The following is a 16,885-nucleotide window of genomic DNA, read 5'->3' as shown; positions in this document are numbered from 1 at the left end:
ATGACGGAACGGCCCCACTCGTCCTCCCTGCGACCGCGGCTCCTCGCCGCGGCCGCCGTGCTGCTCGCCGCCGCCGTGCTGGCGCTCACCGCCGCCCACGGCTCGGGAGCCGGCTCCGCCGTCCCGCGCGCGGCCTCGGGCGACCCGAGCCCCAGCAGCGGGCGCCAGGTGTTCCTGCGCGACTGCGCGTGGTGCCACGGCACCAACGGCACCGGGACCCACGACGGCCCCTCGCTCACCGACGTCGGCGCCGAGGCCGCGGACTTCTACCTCAGCACCGGCCGGATGCCCCTCGACTCCCCCGACCAGGACGTCCGCTCCGGCCCGCCGGCGTACGACGACGCGACCATCTCCGCCCTGGTGGCCTACGTCGGCAGCCTCGGCAACGGCCCCGGTGTGCCTGCCCTCGCCTCCGGCGACGCCGTCGCCGGCCGCAAGCTCTTCTTGGAGAACTGCGCCGCCTGCCACTCCGCCAGCGGCACCGGCACGATCGTCAGCGGCGGCCAACCCGCCCCCGAGCTGTGGCACACCGCGAAGCGCCAGGTCGCCGAGGCGGTGCGGGTCGGCCCGGGACCGATGCCGCCGTTCTCCGACAAGCAGCTGGACCAGAAGCAGGTCGACGACATCGTGGCCTACGTCCACCAGCTCGGCTCGCCGCAGGACCGCGGCGGCGCCGGCCTCGACCAGTACGGCCCGATCATCGAGGGCCTGGTCGCCCTGTTCGTGCTGCTGCCGTGCCTGGTGGTCATCATCCGGCTCCTCGGTCGGCGCGCGCCCGAGCGCTCTGAGCAGGAGGAGCGATGACGCGCCCCGACCGGGCGCCGCGCTTGGTGGTCGCGGCGTTCCTCCTCAGCGCGCTCGGGGCGGCCGGGTTCGCCGCCAGCTACGTCCTCGGGCTCGGCAACGCGGCGCTCGGCGGCTGCCTGGGCGGCTCGTTCGCGTTCCTGGCGCTCGGTCTCGCGCGCTGGTCCTCGCTCATCGACGCCGGCGAGCCCGACTACGTCGAGGAGCGGGCGGTCGGGCCGACGCCGCAGGGCCAGTACGACGCCTTCCGGCGGGCCCTCACCGAGCAGCCCGTCCCACGTTCGCGGGTGCTGTGGGGCGCGCTCGGCACGGCGGTGGCCGCGATCGGCGGTGCCACGATCCTCCCGCTGAGGTCGCTCATGCCGGCGATGGGCACCGACCCCGACGACGTCCTCGAGCACACGCCGTGGCGGGCCGGCACCCGTCTCGTCACCGAGGAGGGCGAGCCGATCCGGCCCGACGACCTCGCCATGGGCGGCACCGTCACGGCCTTCCCCGAAGGGCTCGATCCACGCGAGCACGTCGACACCACCACGATGCTGGTCCGCGTCCCGCCGAACGACCTGCGGCTCCCGGCCGGCCGCGCCGACTGGGTCGTCGACGGCGTGGTCGCCTACTCCAAGCTGTGCACCCATGCCGGCTGCCCGGTCGGGCTCTACACCGACACGTCCCACCAGCTGATGTGCCCGTGCCACCACTCGGTCTTCGACGTGACCGACGGCGCCCGACCGATCGAGGGACCGGCCCCGCACCCGCTGCCGCAGCTGCCGCTCGACACCGACGCGAGCGGCTACCTGGTCGCGCGGGGCGACTTCAGCGGGCCGGTCGGTCCGGGATGGGGGAACCACTGATGGTCTCGCTCCTGCCCCGGCCGCGACCGATGCGGAAGCTCGACGAGCGGCTCGGGTTCGCCTCGACAGGCCGCAGCGTCCTCGCCAAGGTCTTCCCGGACCACTGGACGTTCATGATGGGCGAGATCGCGCTCTACAGCTTCCTCTTCCTCGTGGTCAGCGGGATCTATCTGGCGCTCTTCTTCGAGCCGAGCTCCGCGATGGTGATCTACCACGGCCACTACCGCCCGATGGAGGGCCAGGCGGTCTCGGCGGCGTACGCCTCGACCGTCCACCTCAGCTGGGACGTCCGCGGCGGCCTCCTGGTCCGGCAGGCGCACCACTGGGCCGCGCACCTGTTCATCGCCTCGATCGTGGTGCACCTGTGCCGGATCTTCCTCACCGGCTCTTTCCGCCGGCCGCGGGAGCTCAACTGGACGATCGGCATCACGATGCTGATCCTGGGGATCTTCAACGCGTACGCCGGCTACTCGCTCCCCGACGACCTGCTCTCCGGCACCGGGCTGCGCATCTTCAACGCGATCGCGCTCTCGATCCCGGTCGTCGGGAGCTGGCTCGCCTTCCTCGTCTTCGACGGCGAGTTCCCCGGGCAGGAGATCATCCAGCGGCTCTACCTCCTCCACGTGCTGCTCGTGCCGGCGATCCTGGCGGTTCTGATCTCGGCCCACCTGGCGATCCTGATCCGGCAGAAGCACACCCACTTCCCCGGGCCGGGACGACGGAACTCCAACGTCGTCGGCTCCCGGGTCTGGCCCGGCTACGCCCTGCGCTCGCTGTCCCTGCTCGCCGCCGTCTTCGCCGCGGTCCTGCTCGCCGGCGGGCTGCTCCAGATCAACCCGGTCTGGGCGTGGGGCGACAACGACCCCGCGACCATCACGGCCCCCTCCGTCGCCGACTGGTACATCCTCTGGATCGAGGGCGCCCTCCGGCTCTTCCCGCCCGTGGAGTTCCACGTCTTCGGCTTCCTGGTGCCCAACCAGTTCTGGTGCGGCGTCGTCCTGCCGCTGCTCATCTTCGGCGGGCTCTATCTCTGGCCGTGGCTGGACCGACGCTGGACCGGCGACCGCGAGACGCACCACCTCACCGGCAGCCCGCGCGAGTCGCCGCTGCGCGTCGCCCTCGCGTCGGCGACCCTGGTCTTCCTCGCGGTCCTGCTCGTCGCCGGCTCGGAGGAGCTGATCGTGCAGTGGACCGGCTGGACGGTCGCCGCGATCCGCGACGTGCTCCGCGTCCTCGTCTTCGTCCTGCCGCTCGGCGCCGGTCTCCTCGGCTGGTGGCTGGCCGAGTCGCTGCGCCGCAGCGATCTGGACCACACTCTCGAGCTCGGCGGCAAGGACCTGCGCGCCGGCCTGCGGCGCCGGGCGAAGGGCCGCGCGTGACCGGCCCGCGCCCCCGCTCCGCCCGCGAGGGCGCCGTCGAGCTGTGGCGCCAGGACGACGGCGCGTGGCGCTGGCGCTGGGTGTCCCCCGACGGTCGGACGACGCTCGTCAGCCACCGTGCCTACGACGAGCGCGCGGAGGCGGTGGAGAGCGCGCAGGAGGCCTACCCCGACGCCGCGGTGCCACCGGCCGAGGAGACGGCGACACCCCGGCGGCGCCGGGTGCGGCGGCTCGCCGGGGCGGTCGTCGTGCTGGCCGGGGTCATGGTCGGGGCCGTCGTCCTAGGCCGAACACGGCGCACTCGCGCCACATCGCATGCAGGCCGCAGCCGGTAGCGTCACCGCCTCGCGTCACGGCCTGTCTCGTGCTCGCGTCACGGCCTGTCTCGTGGTGCTGGTCCGCGTCCGCCCTCGTGGCGCGACCCATCGCGCGAGCGTCCGAGGGCGGCGGACTGGTGGGCTGCGGTCGCAACGACGGGGTCGACGGATTGACCGATCGATCGGTCAAACGCCGGCGGACGAGGGCCGCCCCGTGGCGCCGCGCCACAGGGGCCGAGCGAGCCGCGCCCCGACCGACCTGCCCCGCCGACCTGCCCGACCACGCTCACTCGTCCGCGAAGCGCACCTCGTAGTCGCGGGGCTTCGGGTCGCCCTCGAGGTTGAGGGGCGCCTCGTGGGCGAGGACCGCGCGCACCTTCGCACGCTCGCGGTCGGCGCCGCTGGGCGTCAGGATGAGGATGTCCTGGGTCGCCATGTCGTCGTCCCGTACGGCCTCGTAGCCCTCCAGGTGGAGCGCAGCGAGGATCGCCGCCGGGTCCTGGCCGATCGGGACGTGGTAGCGCAGCGACTCCACGACCCCGCCGACGGCCTCCTGCTGCTTGCGCACCTCGTTCTGTCGGAACCACCGGACCGCGACGTACGCCACGGCGACGACGATCGCCAACGGGATGAGGACGAACACGACCCCGCCGAGCAGGTATTCCATGGTGAGTGCCTCCTGTGTCGGTCTGACCGTCCGGTTCCCGATCTCCGGGCCGGACACACACGGCCCCCGTCCCACGAGCCCCGCTCAGAGCGCGAACACGACGGCCAGCACGGCCGCGCCCGCCAGCAGCCAGGCGACCTGCTCGGGCAGGTCGGCTCTGTGGACCGCATGCAGGCCGCCGACCACCGAGCGCGCCGCCCGGGCGCCCGCGCGGCCCCAGGGCAGCGCCCGGACACGTGGCGCCCACAGCGCCGCCGCAGCGACCAGACACGCCAGCGCGAGCGTGACGGCGGCGAGCCCCAGTCCCGTCCCGGTCCACACCGTCTCCTCGTGACCGACCACCGGAGCGAGCACCCGATGAGGATGCTGGACGGCCTCGACGTACCCGTGCCGGTCGGCGAACACCGCGCCCGCCGTCGCGCCCGCCCGGTGCACCCACGGCACCAGCGCGAGCCCCACGCCGGCGGCGAGCAGCAGCCACGCCGGCGCCACCATCAGCGCCGCCGCGCGCGGTCCGATGGGGCCGTGCTCCTCGGGCTCCTCGGGCTCTTCCGGCTCCTCGGACCCGTCGCCGTCGCGTGATGAGCGCGACCGCGGATCCGCGCCGAGCCCGAGGAAGACGCGAGCGGTCAACCGGAGCACGGAGCCCGAGGTGAGCGCACCGGCGACGACGACGACCGCCACCGCCCAGGGCGCGCCGGCGACGCTCAGGGCATGCTCCAGCGTCGCCTTCCCCCACCACAGCCCCAGGACCGGCAGCCCGGCCAGGCCGAGACCGCCGAGCGCGAAGACCGAGAAGGTGAACCAGCGGCCTCGGCCCTGGCCGAAGAGGGCGTGCTCGTCGACCGTGCCGTACCGGTTGAGCAGCACGCCCGAGCCGAGGAACAGCGGGCCCTTGGTGCAGGCGTGGCCGACCAGATAGGCGATCGCCGCGGCCGTGCCGTGCTCGTCGAGCAGTCCGACGCCGAGCAGCGCGACGCCGACGTGGCTGATCGTCGAATACGCCAGCAGCCGCTTGATGTGACGCTGGTAGACGCACATCACCGCCCCGACGAGCGCGGTCACCGCGCCGAGGACCAGCAGCAGGTGCTCGGCGGTCGGGTGCGGCAGGACCCCGTCGAACGCGACCCGCCACCAGCGCGCCACGGCGTACACCCCCATCGCGACCATCGCACCCGACAGGACGGCACAGACCGGCGTGGGCGCCGCCGCCTCGGCGTCGGCGGTCCAGAAGTGGAAGGGCACGACCGCCGCCTTGACCAGCGCCCCGACCACCAGGAGCACGAAGGCGAACCCGACGAGCGCGTCGGCCGGCTGGGACCGCAGGCGCTCGCCGACGTACGCCAGGGCGAGCTCGCCCGTGCGGGCGTAGAGCAGCGTGATCCCGGCGAGCGTGAGCGAGGCACCCAGCGTGTTCACGACGCCGAACTCCACCGCGGCGAAGACGCTGCGCGGCTCCTCGACGCGCATCCCGGCGAGGGCGTACGCCGCCGCGCCCATCAGCTCGAACCAGACGAACGCGTCGAACAGGTCGCCGGCGAGGGCGAAGCCGCTCAGCGCCGCCAGGAAGACGAGCATCAGCGCGTGGTAGGTCGCCGACGTCTCCTCGAGATAGCGCCAGGAGAAGAGCAGCCCGGCGAGGACCAGCAACGCCGCGGAGACCACCAGCATGGCCGCCGTACGGTCGGCGACGAGGACGATGCCGACCGACTGCCCGCCACCCGGGCCGGAGCCGGAGCTGGCCGGCGTCCAGCCACCGAGCCAGGTGACGACCCGTCCGCCGCCCACGGCGACCACGAGCCGGCCCGCGCCGACCGTGCAGACCGCCGCGACGAGTACGGCGAGGGCGTCGGCGAGGATCCGCGGCGCCCAGTGGCCGAGCGCGGCGACCAGCGCCCCCGCCCCGAGCGGCACGACCACGAGCAGGACGGGAAGCTGCTCCACCAGCCCATCCGGGGCGCTCACTCCTCGCTCTCCTGCTCGAAGGAGCGCAGCGCCCGCGGGTCGACCGTGCCCCGCCGCTTGGCGATCTGGATCGTCAGCGCCAGCAGCAGCGCCGTGACGGCGGCGCCGACCACGATGTCGGTCAGCGTCATCGCCTGGACCAACGGATCGGCCACGGCCCGGGAGCGGCCGATGTCGCCGAAGATCGGCGCCGTCCCTCCCCTCGTCCAGCCGACCGCGAGCAGGAGGAGGTAGGTCGAGGACTGCACCACGTTGAGGCAGACCACGGTGTGCACCAGATGGCGGCTGGTGACCAGGCCGTAGCAGCCGACGAGGAAGATCCAGCCGGCGACGGCGTACGGGAGCCAGGAGAGCATGCCTCAGCCCTCCTCGGCAGCCTGCTCGGGCACCGTCAGCGCCTGCTCGAGGAACTTCGCCACGACCAGCACGAAGGCCGAGCCGACCTCGATCCCGATGGCGATGTTGAGCAGCGGGACGGTGCCGGCGGAGAGCGGCTTGCCGAGCTGGCCCCAGGGCAGCCAGTCGGCGAGGAAACCGGAGCCGGCGAGCAGCCCGCCGACGCCGACGGCGACGTAGGCGAACGCGCCCAGCCCCTCCGCCGCGTCGAACACGCCCGGCGGCCGGAGCCGGTCCAGCGCCCGGTAGTCCGCGGCGAGGTAGGCGAGGTAGAGACCGGTGGCGAGCACCGTGCCACCCTGGAAGCCGCCGCCGGGCGTGAGGTGACCGTGGACGACGACGTACCCGCCGACGAGCAGGGTGACCGGCAGCAGGACGTAGCCGGCCAGCCGGACCGCCTCGAAGACGTCCTCCGGGCCGTAGGTGTGTGCGGCCTCCTCCTCGCGCTCGGCGGTCAGCTCGCGGAGCAGCAGCACCGTCCCGACGGCCGCGGCGAGCAGGACGAACTCCTCGCCGAGCGTGTCGAAGCCGCGCTGGTCCAGCGTCACGGACATCACTGCGTTGGCCGTGGCGTGGTGGAACGCGGCCGCGACCGCGCGGGCGCCGTACGGGTGGGCGACGTCGCCGGCCCCCGGCAGGTGGATGAGCGCCCGGACGCCCACGACCGCGAGGACCAGCATCGCGGCCCCGGCCAGCAGGACGGTGAGCCGCGCCCTCATCGGCCCCGGCCCCCGTCGTCGGGGGCGCTGCGGCCACGGTCCCCGTCGCGCGCGTCGTCCTCGGGGCGGTGGGTCCCACGCGGGGCCTCGCGCTGGGTGTGGCGCTCGCAGCGGGCGATCGCGAGGACGACGATGAGCGGCACCGCGGCGGTCCCGACCCCGATCTGGGAGAGCGCGACGTCGGGCGCGGAGAGCGCCACCATGGTCATCGCGAGCATGAGGCCGTACGCCGAGAGCACCATCGCCTGCCGGCCCGGGTTCCGGGTGAGCACGACCGCCGTCGCGGTCACGGCGGTGAGCACGAGGAGCAGGCCCAGGGTCCAGTCGCTCACCGCTCCCGCACCCCCTCGCGACCCGGCCCGGTCGACCGTTCGACGGCGCGGCCGGTCACCGTCGACAGCACCGGCCCGGTGCCCGCGAGGAGGACGCCGATGAGCAGGAGCTTGAGCGCGGGATGCCAGCTGCCGGCGGTGAGGGCCAGCCCCACGACGACCAGGGGCGCACCGAGGACCGCGACGAGCGAGGCGTAGTGGATCCGGTCGCGCACGTCGCGTCGGACGACGAGGCCGAGGGCGCCGATCACCAGGACCAGTGCGCCGGCGCCGAGCAGGACCGCCGCGACGACATCGACCCCGCTCACAGCTCCCGCCCCCAGAAGCGGGCGAAGACCAGCGACCCGGCGAAGGACAGCACGCTCAGGACCAGCGCCACGTCGACGTACGGTCCGCGGTGCGCCGAGCGGGCCAGCAGCAGGAGGACGACGGTGGCCACCACCGCGAGCGCTTCGAGTCCGACGAGCCGGCTCAGCGGGTCGCCGCGCAGCACACCCGCGAGGCAGAGCGGGACGACCACCCCCACGAGCACCAGCGCCACCAGCGCGACCACCTCATTCATGCCCGCCTCCTTCGCATCGCGCTCCCACACGCCGCGCTCCCCTGCCGCGTTCTCATCTCCCCGGTCACTCGCCGACGAGCCCCTCGATGCCACCGGCCGCGCCGAGCCGGTGCACCCGGACCGAGCCCGGCTCGCGGTCGGCGGGCTCACCGGGCCAGACGTCGAGGACGTAGGCGGCCGGACTGATCGAGAGCGCCAGCACGGCGTAGGCCCGGACGGCCCGCGGCTCGCCGGCCTCCGGCAGGCGCAGGTCCTCGGTCGTGCCGACGTGAGCCTCCCGCGCCCCGAGCCGCGCGACGAGGACGCCGAGGTCGCGCACGATCGCGACCGGAAGCAGGAGCAGGTGTCGCCAGCGCAGGCCGATCGGCGGGGCCGCCGGCCGCAGCCCGCGCGTCGCCACCATCGCGACCACGCTCGCCAGCGCCGCGAGGGCGGCTCCGGCGACCAGCTCGGGCAGCGAGATCGAGGAGATGAGGACGACGTACGCCGCCAGCAGCGTGACCCACCACGCGACCCCCTCCAGGATCCGGATGAGCATGTCGTCCCCCTCACGTGGCTGCGGAGGCGGTACCCGGCGGCGCGGGCCCACAATCGGCGCCTCAGCGCTCAGCGCCGCGCCGCTGCAACCGCTCGCGCTGCGGCCCCACGGTGTAGCGCGGGTCCTCGGCGGAGGCGACCCCGGCCGCGAAGACGCCGAGCCGGGTGCACGCCGAGCCGGCGAGCAGCATGGCGCCGCCCACGGCGCCCGCCGTACGACGCCCGCAACCCTCGCCGCGGCTCAGCAGCGCCAGCGCGGACCCGGCGAGGGCCAGCCCCTCGCCGGCCTTCATCCAGCGCCCGGAGCGACCCTGCCGGTAGGGCTCCCCCACGAACCCGAGCCGGTGCTCCAGGAGCTTGAGGCAGCCGACCTCGGTCGCGGCGCCGAGGACACCCGCGCGCCTCGGCACGCCCTGCTGCGCGACCGGAGCGCCCAGCAGACCGAGGCCGCCGGCGGCCATGGCGCCGGAGCCGACGAAGACGAACGGCATCTCGCGGTGGGCGTCGTGCCATGCCGGGACGGCGGTGTCGCTGAGAAGCACCGCGGTGTAGGACGCCACCGCCGGCCCGAGGGCGGCCGCACCCACGGTGCCGGCCACGCCCACGGGTCGGAAGCGACCGGTGAGCGCCGCCCCGGCGGCCGCCAGCGCCGCGGGGGCGTACGCCGACAGCAGCCACGCCCCGAGGTTCATCGGTGAGGTGACCTTCACGACGCGGAGCATGTTGAGGAAGCGCATCGGACGACCGAGGTCGTGGACGAGCGCGCTGAGGGAGAGCACCGCGGCCGCCGCCGCACCGGTCTTGCTGACCCGCGCGAGCCGGTCCTCCCCCCGCGCGTCGGCGGCGGCGCCGATGAGCGAGGAGGCGCCGGCGAGGCCGCCGAGGAAGAGATAGCCCGCGATGTCCGGCGCCGACCAGACCGGCTTGTTGAGGACCGGCTTGCCGTAGTAGGAGCCGAACTCGACGTCGGGCACCATCGCCCGCTCGCCACGGCCACGTCGTCGCCGCCCACCGCCACGGCCGCGGCCACGACCTCCGGCGCCGCCGCGGCGGCGCACGGTCAGGTCGTCGGCGGGTGCCTCACGTCCGGGCCTGGGGTGCTCGAGCCCCTCACGGGTGACGCCTGACTCGTTGCCGGACTGGTCGCTCATGACTTCCTCCCGAAGGCCGCGGCGACGACTCCGGCGGCGAGGGCGAGGGCCGCGAGGCCGGCCTGCCGCCACATCACCGGCAGGTCGCGGGTGGTCACCACCGGGTCGGGCGGCAGCCCGTAGGTCTCCGGCTCGTCGAGGAGCAGGAAGAACGCCCCGTCCCCGCCGACGCCGTCGTCGGGATCGTGACCGTAGAGCCGCGCGACGTCGACGCCCTTCTCGTGCAGTTGCTCCACGCGTGCCTGGGCGCGCTCACGAAGCTCGTCGAGCGGCCCGAACTGGATCGAGTCTGTCGGGCACGCCTTGGCGCAGGCGGGCTCCATCCCGACGCCGAGACGGTCGTAGCACAGCGTGCACTTCCATGCCCGGCCGTCGTCCTTGCGCTGGTCGATGACCCCGTAGGGACAGGCCGGGATGCAGTAGCCGCAGCCGTTGCAGATGTCCTCCTGCACGACGACCGTGCCGAATTCGGTCCGGAAGAGCGAGCCGGTCGGGCAGACGTCGAGGCAGGCGGCGTGCGTGCAGTGCTTGCAGACGTCGGAGGCCATCAGCCACTGCAGCTTGCCCTCGCCGTCGATCAGGTCGCCGCCCGGCGGGAGGTCCGGCCGGACGCCGGACCCATCGGCCCCGTCGGCCGCGTCCGGCGCGCCGACCTGCGGCATCCCGAGGTCGACCGGCGTCGCCCCGGTCCGGTTCTCGATGAACGCGACGTGCCGCCAGCTGTCGGCGCCGAGGCCCTGGGTGTTGTCGTAGGACATGCCGGTGAAGTCGAGGCCGTCCTCCGGCACGTGGTTCCACTCCTTGCAGGCCACCTCGCAGGCCTTGCAGCCGATGCACACCGAGGTGTCGGTGAAGAACCCCATCCGGGGCAGCGGCGCGTCGTACTCGCTCTCGGAAAGCAGTCCCACGCTCAGACCTCCGTCCCGGTCTCGTCGTCGATGCCGGCCCGGCGCTGGTAGTCGCGGACGAGCGCGGCGCGGTCCGCGCCCCGGGGACGCCGGCCGGGCCTGATGTCGCAGGCCAGTGCCTTGACCTCCTGGATGTGGACGTTGGGGTCGAGGGCGACCGAGGTGAGCTCGTTGGCCGCGTCGCCCCGGCTATAGCCGTTCGGACCCCAGTGGTAGGGCAGCCCGACCTGGTGGACGGTCCGGCCGCCCACCCGCAGCGGCGTGAGCCGCTCGGTCACCATGACGCGGGCCTCGATGACGTTGCGAGCCGTGACGATCGTCGCCCAGCCGCCGTGCTCGAGGCCGCGCTCGGACGCCAGCTCGGGCGAGACCTCGCAGAAGAACTCGGGCTGCAGCTCGGCGAGGTAAGGCACCCAGCGGGTCATCCCGCCGGCGGTGTGGTGCTCGGTCAGCCGGTAGGTCGTGAGCGGGTAGGGGAAGACCTCGGCCCCCGGCTCATCGCCGCTGGGCTGCAGCCGGTTGTTCTCGTGCGGGTGCAGCTCGCGAGCGGGGTTGCGCTGCTGGCGGTAGAGCGGGTTGCGGAACGGCGACTCCTGCGGCTCGTAGTGCGTCGGCAGCGGGCCGTCGGTGAGACCTGATGGCACGAACAGCCACGCCTTCCCGTCGGCCTGCATGACGAACGGGTCGATCCCGGTCAGGGCCTCCGCCCCCGTCGCCCCGACCGGCGGGCGGTAGTGCGGCGACTTGTCGGCGGCGAAGTCGGCGATGTCGTGGCCGGTCCACAGCGCCTTCTCCTCGTCCCACCAGACGTAGGCCTTGCGCTCGCTCCACGGCTTCCCGTCGGGGTCGGCCGACGCGCGGTTGTAGAGCAGCCGCCGGTTGGCCGGCCAGGCCCAGCCCCATTCGGGCGCGACCCAGCTCTGCTCGCCGGCCGGCTTGCGCCGCGCCGCCTGATTGACGCCGTCGCTGTAGACGCCGCAGTAGATCCAGCACCCGCACGCGGTGGACCCGTCGTCGTTGAGCTGCTCATAGCTCGACAGCGGATCGCCGTGGGCGTCCCAGCCGTTGATCTCGGCGACGACCGCCTCCGCCTCCGGCTCGGCGTGCCTCCCCTTGGTCGGGTAGTCCCAGGTCAGGTCGAGGATCGGCCGGTCCCGCGGGTCGGTCGACGCGGCGAGCTTCTCCCGGATCCGGCGACCGAGATGGAAGGCGAACCACAGGTCGCTGCGGGCGTCACCCTCCGGCTCGACCGCCTGGTGGTGGAACTGCAGGAGGCGCTGGGTGTTCGTGAAGCTGCCGTCCTTCTCGGTGTGCGCCGCGGCGGGCAGGAAGAAGACCTCGGTGCCGATGTCCTCGGTGCGCAGCTCCCCGGTCTCGATCTCGGGGCCGTCCTTCCACCACGTCGCGCTCTCGATGAGGGAGAAGTCCCGCACGACCAGCCAGTCCAGCTTCGCCATCCCGAGCCGTTGCAGCTTGGCGTTCGCCGAGCCGACCGCCGGGTTCTCGCCGATGATGAAGTAGCCGTTCGTCTCCCCCGACAGCTGCGCCAGCACCGTGTCGTACGTCGACGCGCTGCCGGTCAGCCGCGGGAGGTAGTCGAAGCAGAAGTCGTTCTCCGCCGTCGCCGCACCGCCCCACCACGCCTTGAGCAGGCTGACCATGTAGGACCGGCTCTCCGCCCAGTAGCCCTTCTCCGTCGAGTCCGCCTCGATGTAGGCGTCGAGGTCCTCGTGCTCGTGCGCGTGTGGCATGGGCAGATAGCCGGGCAGCAGGTTGTAGAGCGTCGGGATGTCGGTCGAGCCCTGGATGCTGGCGTGGCCGCGTAGCGCGAGGATGCCTCCCCCGGGGCGGCCGATGTTGCCGAGCAGGCTCTGCAGGATCGCGGCAGCGCGGATGTACTGCACCCCGACGGTGTGCTGGGTCCAGCCGACGGCGTAGCAGAACGCGCTGGTCCGGTCACGACCGGAGTTCGTGACGAGGGCATCGGCGACCTGACGGAAGAGATCCTGCGGGATGCCGCAGACCTCCTCCACCATCTCCGGCGTGTAGCGCGCGTAGTGCCGCTTGAGCACCTGGAAGACGCAGCGCGGATGCTGCAGCGTGTCGTCGTGCTCGATCTCGCCGCTGATCGCGGCGCCGCCGGACCCGTGCGCCTCCCCACGTCCGGCCTTGCGTACGCCGCTCTTGCCGCCGTCGCTCGCGCCGACCCTGTCCTCGTACTGCTGGTCGCGCTGGCCCGACGCCGCCTGGACCTCCATGCCCTCGTACTGCCAGGTGTGGAAGTCGTAGCTGCGGTCCTCGGGGTCGAAACCGGAGAAGACCCCGTCGTTGTCCTCGGCGTCGACGTAGTCCTCGGTGAGGATCGTCGCCGCGTTGGTGTAGGCGACGACGTACTCCTTGAAGTAGGCGTCGTTCGCCAGGACGTGGTTGATGAGGCCGCCGAGGAACGCGATGTCGCTGCCGGCGCGGATCGGGACGTGCAGGTCCGCCAGCGCGGAGGTGCGCGTGAACCGCGGGTCGACGTGGATGATCGTGGCCCCGCGCGCCTTCGCCTCCATCACCCACTGGAACCCGACCGGGTGGCACTCGGCCATGTTCGAGCCCTCGATGACGATGCAGTCAGCGTTCTGCAGGTCCTGCTGGAAGGTGGTGGCCCCTCCCCGGCCGAAGGAGGTTCCCAAACTGGGAACCGTGGAGGAGTGTCATATCCGCGCCTGGTTCTCGATCTGGATGGCACCCAGCGCGGTGAAGAGCTTCTTGAGGAGGTAGTTCTCCTCGTTGTCGAGGGTCGCGCCACCGAGGGTGGCGAAGCCCATCGTGCGGTTGACCACCGTGTCGTCCACCTCGTCCTGCCAGTACGCACGCCGGCTCTCGATCACGCGGTCGGCGATCATGTCCATCGCCGTGTCGAGGTCGAGACGCTCCCAGTCGGTGCCGTGCGGGCGGCGGTAGAGAACCTGGTGCAGCCGGGCGGAGCCGGTGGTGAGCTGGAGGCTCGCCGAGCCCTTGGGGCAGAGCCGACCGCGGCTCACCGGCGAGTCCGGGTCACCCTCGATCTGGGTGACCTTCCCGTCCTCGACGTAGACGTTCTGGCCGCAGCCCACCGCGCAGTAGGGGCAGACCGACTTGACGACCTTCTCCGCGCTGGCGACGCGCGGCTCGAGGGTGTCGCTGTGGCGCGACTTCGCCGCCGGCCCCCGGCCGGTCGGGTCCTCGCCCGTGAGCTGGCGGTAGACCGGCCAGCCCTCGATGAAGGTACGCACTCCCATCAGTCACCGTCCTCGCTCTCGGTCGCCTGCTCCGCACCCTGCTCCGTACGCCGCTCCGCGTCGGCGCTCGGCCGGCCGCGCCGGTCCGCCGGCCGTGACCCCGCGACGTCGCGCATCCGGTCCATCGCCGTGCCGAGCGCCCCGGCCACGTCGACGGCAGGCGGCTCGCTGGGGGCGTGCGGGTGCGGTCGGGTGGGGCCGTGCCGCCGCGCGCGGTCGAGCGTCCTGGCCAGGTCGACACGGTCGCTGCGGGGCATCTGCTCCCGCAGCTGCAGGAAGACCTTCTCCTCGAACGCGACGTGGGTCCGGCAGGCCGCGGAGAGCTCCTCGACGAGGTCGTCGAAGCGCTCGCCGTCCTCCTCGGCGGTGCCGTCGAGGTGGGCGAGCGCCTGCAGGATCTCCTTGCCGTGCTGCTCCTGGGCGAGCGCCTCGTCGGCGAGCGCGTCGCCCGCGGGCAGCACCTGCCGTACGGCGGGCCAGAGGGCCTGCTCCTCGGCCGCCTCGTGGCGTGACAGCGCGACGGTCACCAGGTCGACGATGGAAGCCCGCGCCGACCGCTGGGCCGGCGTACCGCCCTTCTGGGCGCCCGGGATGGTGGCCAGCTGCTTGAGCATCGCGGTGACCTGGTTGTGGTCGCGCACCAGGACGTCGACCACGTCGGGCTCCACGTCACCGAAAGGCTGCTCCGGGGGCACCGCGTCGCGTCGCGCCGCGGCCTCCCGCATCGCCGCATCCGCCTCGACGCGCGCATGCACCCACCGGCGTACGGCCTCACGCGACGTGGTGTTCTCCGCAGGCTCCGGGTTCGCCAGATGCTGGCTGCTGCCGAGGAACCCCGGCCACTCGTGGGCGTCCGCGGTCGGCGCGTCCGAGCCGTCGGCAGGCAGACCGGTCGCGATCAGGTAGGCGAGGCCGGGCGCGATGCCCAGGCGGCGCCCGATCTCGTCGTAGGACACCTTGGCGGCGACCAGGCGCAGGATCTCGGCACGCGACCTCGAGCCGCGCGCATCCTTCCGCGTCGCCGTCATGGCGGTGAGGTATCCACCCGCCGGGGCATCATGCACCGGCGACGGCGGAGCCCTGCGTCGACGCAGGAGGTTGGGGATCCCGGCGGGCCGGGTACCGCTCACCGTCCTGACCGAGGCCGACCGATGGGAGTACGACGATGGGTGATGCAGCAGAGGACCGCGCCAAGGCCGCGGAGCTTCCCGAGGGCGACGTGATCCGCATCCTGCTGGAGCAGCATGCGCGGATCCGCGACCTCTTCACCGAGGTCAAGACGGCGAGCGGCGAAGCCAGGCAGACGGCCTTCGACAACCTCCGTTCCCTGCTCGCCGTCCACGAGACCGCCGAGGAGATGATCCTGCGTCCGGTGACCGGCGAGGCCGGCGGCAAGGAGATCGCCGACGCACGCAACCAGGAGGAGGCCGAGGCCAACGAGGTGCTCGCCGAGCTCGAGAAGCTCGATGTCACGACCGTCGACTTCGACACCCGCCTGGTCGCCTTCGAGAAGTCCGTGGACGACCACGCCGAGGCCGAGGAGCACGAGGAGTTCCCGCTCGTGCTCGAGACGTGCAGCCCGGACATGCGCCGTCAGCTCGGCTCCCGGCTCCAGGCGGCAGAGGCCGCCGCGCCGACGCATCCGCACCCCTCCGCGGCAGGCAGCACGGCCAAGCAGATGGTCATGGGCCCGTTCGCCTCGCTGGTCGACCGGGTGAAGGACGCGATCACGAAGTCGGGGAGCTGACCTCCCGGCATTCAGGAGAGCGCGACGAGCAGCCCGCCGGCCCCGAGGCCACCGATGACCACGAGGCCGGCGAGGGCTGACGTCGCGCGCCACGACAGCGTGCGGCCGACCATCACGATCGACGGCACGCTCAGCGCCGGCAGCGTGATCAGCAGGACGCCCGCGACACCGAGGCTCGCTCCGGCCGCGACGAGCCCGACCACGACAGGCACCTCGCCGCCGGTCGGGATCACGAGGGCCGCGCCCACGAGGCCGACCGGCAGCAGCGCCACCGGGCCGGCCGCCTGGTCGAGCCCGGCGAAGTCGGAGAGCCATCCGCTGAGCCAGCCCGTGAGGAGGACGACGACGGCGTACTCCGGCACGAGCACCAGGAGGTAGCGCAGCAGGGCCCGCCCGAACCGGACGGGCAGCTGCGCCCACCGCACCGGGTCCTCCTCGGCCGCGACCGTCGGGTCGAGCGGCGTCGGTGCGGTGGCACCCGAGCGGCTCAGCCAGCCGGCGACCAGGGCCGTGCCGCCCACGACGAGCGCTGCGCCCACCACGACGCGGACGACGGCGTACTGCCACGGCAGGGTGAGCGCCAGGAAGACGACGACCGCGGGGTTGAGCAGCGGGTTGGCCAACCAGTAGGCCAGGCTCGCCCCGAGCGGCGCACCGCGGCGGCGCAGGCCGACCGCGACCGGCGCCGTGCAGCAGGTGCACATCATGCTCGGCAGGGCGAGCAGCCCGGCCATGGCGCCCTGACCGAGGACCGTGCGCCGCGACAGCAGGCCGACCAGCCAGCGCCGCGGCACCAGCGACTCCAACGCCGCGGCGACGACGAGCGCGACGACCGCGGCCTTCCACACCGCGACGAAGTAGGTCTTCCAGAACTCCCAGGCGCCCGATGCCGACGGCGCCGACCCCGGATGGCCGGCGGCACCGAAGATCGCCGATCCCGGCCAGGTCCGGGTGTCGGCGAGGGTCCGCACCTTGTCGGAGTAGGGCAGCCACTTCGCCCACAGCAGGCCCGCCACGAGCAGGGCCAGCACGATCAGGACGCCGACGACACCGATCGCCCGGGGCGGGGTGCGGCCGGTGAGTCCCGACGTCTCAGGGGTCTCGGCGGTCATCGCGGTCCTTCCGTCAGGGGTCTCCCCCGAGACTAGGACCCCGGAATGGTCGGCGACGACGGGCGTTGCCGAGCAGTGGGAAGCCGCTGACCGGGGCAGCGCTGCAGGATCCGGGTCAGCGCGTCCCGCTCGGCGGGCTTGACCCAGAGCCCCCACGTCGCCTTCACCG

Annotated in this window: 18 protein-coding genes and 1 pseudogene; 5 read left to right on the top strand and 14 right to left on the bottom strand. The window is 73.3% G+C overall.

Features of this window, described 5'->3' with window-relative positions; translation table 11 throughout:
* Genes qcrC through AB3X52_RS16975 form a run of 4 tightly spaced genes read left to right on the top strand, consistent with a single transcriptional unit; the run spans position 1 to position 3,369 of the window.
* The gene (gene qcrC / locus AB3X52_RS16990) at positions 1–804 is read left to right on the top strand and encodes a cytochrome bc1 complex diheme cytochrome c subunit (protein WP_367995284.1); all 804 of its coding nucleotides are present in this window, start codon (positions 1–3) and stop codon (positions 802–804) included.
* On the top strand, positions 801–1,655 hold the full coding sequence (locus tag AB3X52_RS16985) for a QcrA and Rieske domain-containing protein (protein ID WP_367995283.1): 855 nt from the start codon (positions 801–803) through the stop codon (positions 1,653–1,655). Before qcrC ends, AB3X52_RS16985 begins: the two co-directional genes overlap by 4 nt.
* Complete coding sequence (qcrB, locus tag AB3X52_RS16980; RefSeq protein WP_367995282.1) at positions 1,655–3,034, top strand: cytochrome bc1 complex cytochrome b subunit; 1,380 nt, start codon at positions 1,655–1,657, stop codon at positions 3,032–3,034. Before AB3X52_RS16985 ends, qcrB begins: the two co-directional genes overlap by 1 nt.
* On the top strand, positions 3,031–3,369 hold the full coding sequence (locus tag AB3X52_RS16975) for a hypothetical protein (RefSeq protein WP_367995281.1): 339 nt from the start codon (positions 3,031–3,033) through the stop codon (positions 3,367–3,369). Before qcrB ends, AB3X52_RS16975 begins: the two co-directional genes overlap by 4 nt.
* A 268-nt stretch (positions 3,370–3,637) precedes the next feature.
* Here AB3X52_RS16975 and AB3X52_RS16970 read toward each other — a convergent pair whose 3' ends face one another.
* The 13 genes and pseudogenes from AB3X52_RS16970 to AB3X52_RS16915 form a co-directional block, all read right to left on the bottom strand.
* Positions 3,638–4,018, bottom strand: coding sequence for a hypothetical protein (locus AB3X52_RS16970; protein ID WP_367995280.1), 381 nt, complete (start codon positions 4,016–4,018; stop codon positions 3,638–3,640).
* Between the two features lie 84 nt (positions 4,019–4,102).
* Positions 4,103–5,983, bottom strand: coding sequence for a complex I subunit 5 family protein (locus AB3X52_RS16965; RefSeq protein ID WP_367995279.1), 1,881 nt, complete (start codon positions 5,981–5,983; stop codon positions 4,103–4,105).
* Positions 5,980–6,339 (bottom strand): sodium:proton antiporter, encoded by a 360-nt coding sequence (locus AB3X52_RS16960; RefSeq protein ID WP_367995278.1) that lies wholly within the window; start codon positions 6,337–6,339, stop codon positions 5,980–5,982. Before AB3X52_RS16960 ends, AB3X52_RS16965 begins: the two co-directional genes overlap by 4 nt.
* A 3-nt stretch (positions 6,340–6,342) precedes the next feature.
* Entirely contained in the window at positions 6,343–7,098 is a 756-nt protein-coding gene (locus tag AB3X52_RS16955; protein ID WP_367995277.1) for an MnhB domain-containing protein, read from the bottom strand.
* Entirely contained in the window at positions 7,095–7,430 is a 336-nt protein-coding gene (locus AB3X52_RS16950) for a Na(+)/H(+) antiporter subunit B (protein WP_367995276.1), read from the bottom strand. The genes AB3X52_RS16955 and AB3X52_RS16950 overlap by 4 nt, the downstream gene beginning before the upstream one ends.
* Positions 7,427–7,738 carry a cation:proton antiporter gene (locus tag AB3X52_RS16945; RefSeq protein WP_367995275.1) on the bottom strand — a complete coding sequence of 104 codons (312 nt, stop codon included), beginning with the start codon at positions 7,736–7,738 and terminating at the stop codon, positions 7,427–7,429. The genes AB3X52_RS16950 and AB3X52_RS16945 overlap by 4 nt, the downstream gene beginning before the upstream one ends.
* Entirely contained in the window at positions 7,735–7,992 is a 258-nt protein-coding gene (locus AB3X52_RS16940; protein WP_367995274.1) for an MrpF/PhaF family protein, read from the bottom strand. Before AB3X52_RS16940 ends, AB3X52_RS16945 begins: the two co-directional genes overlap by 4 nt.
* A gap of 64 nt (positions 7,993–8,056) precedes the next feature.
* The gene (locus AB3X52_RS16935) at positions 8,057–8,530 is read right to left on the bottom strand and encodes a hypothetical protein (protein ID WP_367995273.1); all 474 of its coding nucleotides are present in this window, start codon (positions 8,528–8,530) and stop codon (positions 8,057–8,059) included.
* Positions 8,531–8,591: 61 nt separating this feature from the next.
* Entirely contained in the window at positions 8,592–9,680 is a 1,089-nt protein-coding gene (gene nrfD, locus AB3X52_RS16930) for an NrfD/PsrC family molybdoenzyme membrane anchor subunit (RefSeq protein ID WP_367995272.1), read from the bottom strand.
* Positions 9,677–10,588 carry a 4Fe-4S dicluster domain-containing protein gene (locus AB3X52_RS16925; protein WP_367995271.1) on the bottom strand — a complete coding sequence of 304 codons (912 nt, stop codon included), beginning with the start codon at positions 10,586–10,588 and terminating at the stop codon, positions 9,677–9,679. Before AB3X52_RS16925 ends, nrfD begins: the two co-directional genes overlap by 4 nt.
* A 2-nt stretch (positions 10,589–10,590) precedes the next feature.
* Positions 10,591–13,278: pseudogene (gene fdh / locus AB3X52_RS16920) on the bottom strand (formate dehydrogenase); the annotation flags it as partial.
* A 12-nt stretch (positions 13,279–13,290) separates the two neighbouring features.
* Positions 13,291–13,857, bottom strand: a complete 567-nt coding sequence (locus tag AB3X52_RS19425) for a hypothetical protein (RefSeq protein WP_496559908.1) — start codon at positions 13,855–13,857, stop codon at positions 13,291–13,293.
* The gene (locus tag AB3X52_RS16915) at positions 13,857–14,885 is read right to left on the bottom strand and encodes a hemerythrin domain-containing protein (protein WP_367995269.1); all 1,029 of its coding nucleotides are present in this window, start codon (positions 14,883–14,885) and stop codon (positions 13,857–13,859) included. Before AB3X52_RS16915 ends, AB3X52_RS19425 begins: the two co-directional genes overlap by 1 nt.
* A 137-nt stretch (positions 14,886–15,022) precedes the next feature.
* Between AB3X52_RS16915 and AB3X52_RS16910 the strand changes: the two genes are divergently transcribed.
* Entirely contained in the window at positions 15,023–15,604 is a 582-nt protein-coding gene (locus AB3X52_RS16910; protein WP_367995268.1) for a hemerythrin domain-containing protein, read from the top strand.
* Positions 15,605–15,615: 11 nt separating this feature from the next.
* Here the strand turns inward: AB3X52_RS16910 and AB3X52_RS16905 are convergent, their stop codons facing one another.
* Positions 15,616–16,716, bottom strand: coding sequence for a permease (locus AB3X52_RS16905; protein WP_367995267.1), 1,101 nt, complete (start codon positions 16,714–16,716; stop codon positions 15,616–15,618).
* Positions 16,717–16,885: the final 169 nt, after the last annotated feature.

The sequence above is a fragment of the Nocardioides eburneus genome (assembly GCF_040838215.1).
Lineage (GTDB): Bacteria > Actinomycetota > Actinomycetes > Propionibacteriales > Nocardioidaceae > Nocardioides > Nocardioides eburneus.
This window is presented reverse-complemented; position numbering and strand designations above follow the sequence as displayed.